General features: G+C 44.2%; 1 protein-coding gene and 1 pseudogene. Both read left to right on the forward strand.

Going from position 1 to position 538, the window contains the following annotated elements:
• On the forward strand, positions 1–296 hold a 296-nt coding region (locus R7P74_RS28820), incomplete at its 5' end, for a putative nucleotidyltransferase substrate binding domain-containing protein (RefSeq protein ID WP_318124124.1).
• Between the two features lie 8 nt (positions 297–304).
• A pseudogene (locus tag R7P74_RS28825) lies at positions 305–538 on the forward strand (3'-5' exonuclease); the annotation flags it as partial.

Below are 538 nucleotides of genomic sequence, written 5' to 3' on the forward strand. Positions count from 1 at the left end.
TGGCAGTGGGCTCTCGTGCACAAAACTCGTTTGAACGTCTCGACGATATTATTGACGCAGGCATCTTGCCAAAAGGTCGAGCACAGGATTTAAAAGACGCGTTAGAGTTCATCTCTATGGTACGAATTCGACATCAAGCGACCGATGTTGAGCTCGGAATTGAGCCAGATAACAACATCGAGCCAGAAAACCTCTCCGATTTTGAACGCCGTAATTTGAAAGATGCCTTCCAAATTCTCAGCAATGGGCAGAACTTCCTTAAGTTCCGTTATCAAGCAAATAAGAGCTTTAAGTGAGGTTTGGCATGATCAAAAAGCTATTTCAAAAGCCTGCGATTCAATGGCCAACCAAATTTCAGCAAAAGTTGGAGCTCGTCAGTGATGAAAATCTTGTCGCCTTTTACGGCAGCGAATTACCAGCGCCCAATACCCCCATTTCAGAGGTTGAATTTGTCGCGTTGGATTTCGAAACGACAGGGCTCAATCCCGAAAAACACGACATTATTACTATCGGTTTAGTACCTTTCAATCTGAGACGT

It is taken from the genome of Vibrio sp. 2033, from assembly GCF_033339735.1.